This is a genomic window from Marinitoga sp. 1155 (assembly GCF_001021175.1).
Lineage (GTDB): Bacteria > Thermotogota > Thermotogae > Petrotogales > Petrotogaceae > Marinitoga.
On the sequence record NZ_AZAX01000031.1, the window covers coordinates 1 to 5,209 of the forward strand.

At 53.0% G+C, this 5,209-nt stretch carries 1 tRNA gene and 3 rRNA genes; all 4 read left to right on the forward strand.

The features are described 5' to 3' along the window. Nucleotides 1-278: 278 nt before the first annotated feature. The 4 genes from X274_RS09050 (at nt 279) to rrf (ending at nt 5,028) form a co-directional block, all read left to right on the forward strand. Nucleotides 279-1,820, forward strand: a 16S ribosomal RNA gene (locus X274_RS09050). Between the two features lie 39 nt (nt 1,821-1,859). Then, nucleotides 1,860-1,935: transfer RNA gene (locus X274_RS09055), tRNA-Ala, on the forward strand. Nucleotides 1,936-1,965: 30 nt separating this feature from the next. Beyond that, a 23S ribosomal RNA gene (locus tag X274_RS09060) occupies nt 1,966-4,881 on the forward strand. A 33-nt stretch (nt 4,882-4,914) separates the two neighbouring features. Beyond that, nucleotides 4,915-5,028 (forward strand): 5S ribosomal RNA (rrf, locus tag X274_RS09065). Together the 16S, 23S and 5S rRNA genes with 1 tRNA gene alongside form the textbook arrangement of a ribosomal RNA operon. Nucleotides 5,029-5,209 lie beyond the last annotated feature (181 nt).

A 5,209-nucleotide genomic window follows, 5' to 3' on the forward strand; every position in this document is an offset into this window, starting at 1 on the left:
GATTTTTTAGGGAATACAGTCTATAATATATCTTTATTTGTAGTATTTTTATATTTATTTAAAATTGAAAAAAGGCATGAAAACCAATCTCTCGATGAATTCACTAATGATTAACAAAAATTAACGGTATTGTAAGTTGACAAAAGGGAAGAAAGGTGGTAATATATATACTCGGACGCGGACGAAGAGCCGCGGGAAGGAAAGGAAAGCTCCTTGACAAGTGAACAGAGACACCCAGCGGAAGTAAAAAAGAGAGTGAGCGATCGAACTCGAAAAGTTGGATGGAGGGTTTGATCCTGGCTCAGGGCGAACGCTGGCGGCGTGCTTAACACATGCAAGTCGAACGGGGAGGCTCTCTTCGGGGAGTAGTACCAGTGGCGAACGGGTGAGTAACGCGTAGGAAAGTGTCCTCCAGACCGGGACAACCATTGGAAACGATGGCTAATACCGGATGAGACCGAGAGGTGAAAGCGTGCTGAGGCATGGCTGGAGGAGCTGCCTGCGACCCATCAGGTAGTTGGTAGGGTAAAGGCCTACCAAGCCGACGACGGGTAGCCGGCGTGAGAGCGTGGCCGGCCACAGGGGGACTGAGACACGGCCCCCACTCCTACGGGAGGCAGCAGTGGGGAATATTGGACAATGGGGGAAACCCTGATCCAGCGACGCCGCGTGGAGGACGAAGTCCTTCGGGACGTAAACTCCTGAATTTATCGAACAATAAAGTGAGAAGGGAATGGCTCACAGATGAGGGTAGATAAAGAAAAGCCCCGGCTAACTACGTGCCAGCAGCCGCGGTAATACGTAGGGGGCGAGCGTTGCCCGGAATCACTGGGCGTAAAGGGGGTGTAGGCGGTCTAATAAGTCAGATGTAAAAGTACCTGGCTCAACCAGGGGGATGCGTCTGAAACTGTTAGACTTGAGGTTACTAGAGGGAGACGGAATTACCTGTGTAGCGGTGAAATGCGTAGATACAGGTAAGAAGGCCGGTGGTGAAGACGGTCTCCTGGGGTAAACCTGACGCTGAGGCCCGAAAGCTAGGGGAGCAAACCGGATTAGATACCCGGGTAGTCCTAGCCGTAAACGATGCCCACTAGGTGTGAGCGGTAGTACCGTTCGTGCTGAAGCTAAGGCGATAAGTGGGCCGCCTGGGGAGTACGTCCGCAAGGATGAAACTCAAAGGAATTGACGGGGACCCGCACAAGCGGTGGAGCGTGTGGTTTAATTCGAAGCTAAGCGAAGGACCTTACCAGGGCTTGACATGTAGGTAGTACCTCTTAGAGATAAGGGGGACCTAATACTTCGGTATTAGGAGCCTAGACAGGTGGTGCACGGCCGTCGTCAGCTCGTGCCGTGAGGTGTTGGGTTAAGTCCCGCAACGAGCGCAACCCTTGCCGTTAGTTACCAGCACGTGAAGGTGGGGACTCTAACGGGACAGCCGCCGACGAGGCGGAGGAAGGAGGGGATGACGTCAGGTAATCGTGCCCCTTATGTCCTGGGCGACACACGCGCTACAATGGCAGGGACAGAGGGAAGCGAGGCCGAAAGGTGGAGCGAATCTCAGAAACCCTGCCCCAGTTCAGATTGCAGTCTGAAACCCGACTGCATGAAGCCGGAATCGCTAGTAATCGCAGGTCAGCCACACTGCGGTGAATACGTTCCCGGGTCTTGTACACACCGCCCGTCAAGCCACCCGAGTTGGAAACGCCCGAAGATGGTCAGGCTAACCGAAAGGAGGCCGGCTATTGAGGGTGGAGTCAGCGAGGGGGGCTAAGTCGTAACAAGGTAGGTGTACCGGAAGGTGCGCCTGGATCACCTCCTTTCTAAGGAGAAAGGGTGTCTCTGTTCAGTAGTGAAGGAGTGGGGTAGTAGCTCAATTGGGAGAGCGTCTGCCTTGCACGCAGAAGGCTAGGGGTTCAAGTCCCCTCTACTCCACCAGCTCATTGACAAGTGCATAGTGAAAGATAAGGTCAAGGTAAAAAGGGCTTACGGCGGATGCCTAGGCGACGGGAGGCGAAGAAGGACGTGGCAAGCTGCGAAAAGCCACGGGGAGCTGCAAGCGAGCGTAGATCCGTGGATATCCGAATGGGGGAACCCAAAGATCCCGAAAGGGAGGCGAACCCGGGGAAGGGAAACATCTTAGTACCCGGAGGAAAAGAAATCAAAAGAGATTCCCTGAGTAGTGGCGAGCGAAAGGGGAAGAGCCAAAACCATGTAGGTGTAAAAGGGTGCGGCCGTTGCCTACATGGGGTAGAGGGAAGTAATCGGAGCCGACTGCACGAGGCTCGGAGTGAAAGTATGTATAGCCGAATTGACTGGGAAGTCAAACCGAAGAGGGTGAAAGTCCCGTAGGCGAAATACATACGGAACTCTGGATTACTATCCCAAGTAGCGTGGGACACGAGGAATCCTGCGTGAATCAGGGTGGACCACCATCCAAGGCTAAATACTACCCGTCGACCGATAGCGGAAAAGTACCGTGAGGGAAAGGTGAAAAGGACCCCGGGAGGGGAGTGAAAGAGAACCTGAAACCGTAAGCCTACAAGAAGTGGGAGCTCGAAAGAGTGACCGCGTGCCTTTTGATTAATGTGCCCACGAATTGCATGTATTGGCGAGGTTAAGCCGGGAGAGGCGAAGCCGAAGTGAAAGCGAGCCTGAAAAGGGCGTAGAGTCAATATATGCAGACCCGAAGCCAGGTGAGCTATCCATGGGCAGGGTGAAGTTGCGGTGAAACGCAATGGAGGCCCGAACCGGTATGCAGTGAAACGCATTCGGATGACCTGTGGATAGGGGTGAAAAGCCAACCGAACCTGGTGATAGCTGGATCTCCCCGAAACGTGTGTAGGCACGGCCTCATACAAGACTTACGGGGGTAGAGCACTGATAGGCGTAGGGGGGTAACCTCCGAAACTTGTCAAACTCCGAATACCGTAAGTTAAAGTATGGGAGACAGACTGTGGGGGAAAAGCTCCATGGTCGAGAGGGAAACAGCCCAGACCGCCAGCTAAGGGCTCGAAGAGACAGCTAAGTGTGAAAGGTAGTGGACTGCCAGAGACAGCCGGGATGTTGGCTTAGAAGCAGCCATCATTAAAAGAGTGCGTAACAGCTCACCGGTTGAGGCGGACTGCGCCGAAAATGTAAGGAGGCTAAAGCTGTACTCCGAAGCTGCGGAATCTGCGGATTGGTAGGGGAGCATTGTGCAGTAGGGAGAAGGTAATTCGCGAGGATTACTGGACGAAGCACAAGAGCGGATGTGGGCATGAGTAACGAGAGGAAGGTGAGAATCCTTCCCCCCGAAAGCCCAAGGGTACCTGGGGAAGGGTCGTCCGCCCAGGGTAAGCCGGGACCTAAGGTGAATCCGAAAGGAGTAACCGATGGAAAACGGGTAAAAAATCCCGTGCCATATCTGTACTGTCAAGATAAGAGGGGTGACGCAGAAGGTAAAGCCTCGTGAGCAAGTGGCAGGCTCATCCAAGCGCAAAGGTCGAAGAAACTTCCAGGGAAATCCGGGAGTGGAGGCTGAAGCGTGATGGGGAGGACATAAGTCCAACGAGGTAGTAGCCAAGCTGCCAAGAAAAACCTCGCTTATCGGTGCAGATATGCCCGTTCCGAAAACCGACACAGGTGGGTGAGCTGAGAAGGCTAAGGGGAGCAGGCTAACCTCCGCTAAGGAACTCGGCAAAATAGCCCCGTAACTTCGGGAGAAGGGGTGCTCCTTGATGTGGGCAACTGCATTGGGGAGTCGCAGTGACAAGGTCCAGGCGACTGTTTACCAAAAACACAGGACTCTGCGAACTCAAAAAGAGGACGTATAGGGTCTGACGCCTGCCCAGTGCCGGAAGGTTAAGGGGAGTGCTGAGAGGTACGAACCGAAGCCCCGGTAAACGGCGGCCGTAACTATAACGGTCCTAAGGTAGCGAAATTCCTTGTCGGGTAAGTTCCGACCTGCATGAATGGCGTAACGATTTGGACACTGTCTCAGCGGAGGGCCTGGTGAAATTACAGACTGGGTGAAGATGCCCAGTACCCGCAGTTAGACGGAAAGACCCCGTGGAGTTTTACTGTAGCCTGACATTGTAACTTGTCATGTTGTGTACAGGATAGGTGGGAGGCGAAGAAACCTGCTCGCAAGGGTAGGTGGAGCCGCTGGTGGGATACCACCCTCAGCATGATGGGTTACTAACCATTAAGTGTGAAGAGCGCTGATGGGACAGTGTTAGGTGGGCAGTTTGACTGGGGCGGTCGCCTCCTAAAGAGTAACGGAGGTGCGCGAAGGTAGGCTCATGTGGGTTGGAAATCCACAGGAGAGTGTAAAGGCAAAAGCCTGCCTGACTGCGAGACTGACAGGTCGAGCAGGGTGGAAACACGGTCTTAGTGACCCGGCGGATCCGAGTGGAAGGGCCGTCGATCAACGGATAAAAGTTACCCCGGGGATAACAGGCTTATCGCGCTCAAGAGTTCATATCGACGGCGCGGATTGGCACCTCGATGTCGACTCATCGCATCCTGGGGCTGAAGTAGGTCCCAAGGGTTGGGCTGTTCGCCCATTAAAGCGGTACGTGAGTTGGGTTCAGAACGTCGTGAGACAGTTCGGTCCCTATCTGCTGCGGGCGTAGGAAACTTGAGGGGGGTCACACCTAGTACGAGAGGACCGGTGTGAGGGTACCGCTGGTGAATCAGCTGTTCCGCCAGGAGCAGGAGCTGAGTAGCTATGTACCTGACCGATAACCGCTGAAAGCATCTAAGCGGGAAACGGGCCCCGAGATGAGGTTTCCCACTCTTCGGAGGTAAGGGCAGTTCGAGACTAGGACGTAGATAGGCCGGAAGTGTAAGTACAGTGATGTATTGAGCTGACCGGTACTAATAGCCCGAGGCCTTGACCTTATTAAGTAACTATGCACATGTGAATGAGTTTTGAGGGGTGCAGATACTGGATATGGGAACACGCGGAACCATGCCGAACCCGACCGTTAAGCATATCCAGGCCGATGGTAGTATGGGAAATCCATGCGAGAGTAGGTAGCGCCCCTCTTTTTATTTTACCCCCTGTTAAATAATCAGGGGGTTTTTTTATAATATATACTTGACAAAATATTAATAAAAGTGATATAATAGATATGAGGAGATATCTATGCCAACTGTAATCATATGGAAACTCCAAGCTTTATGGCTTAGTCCGAAACTATCTTTTTCCATATGATATTTTTAAAGC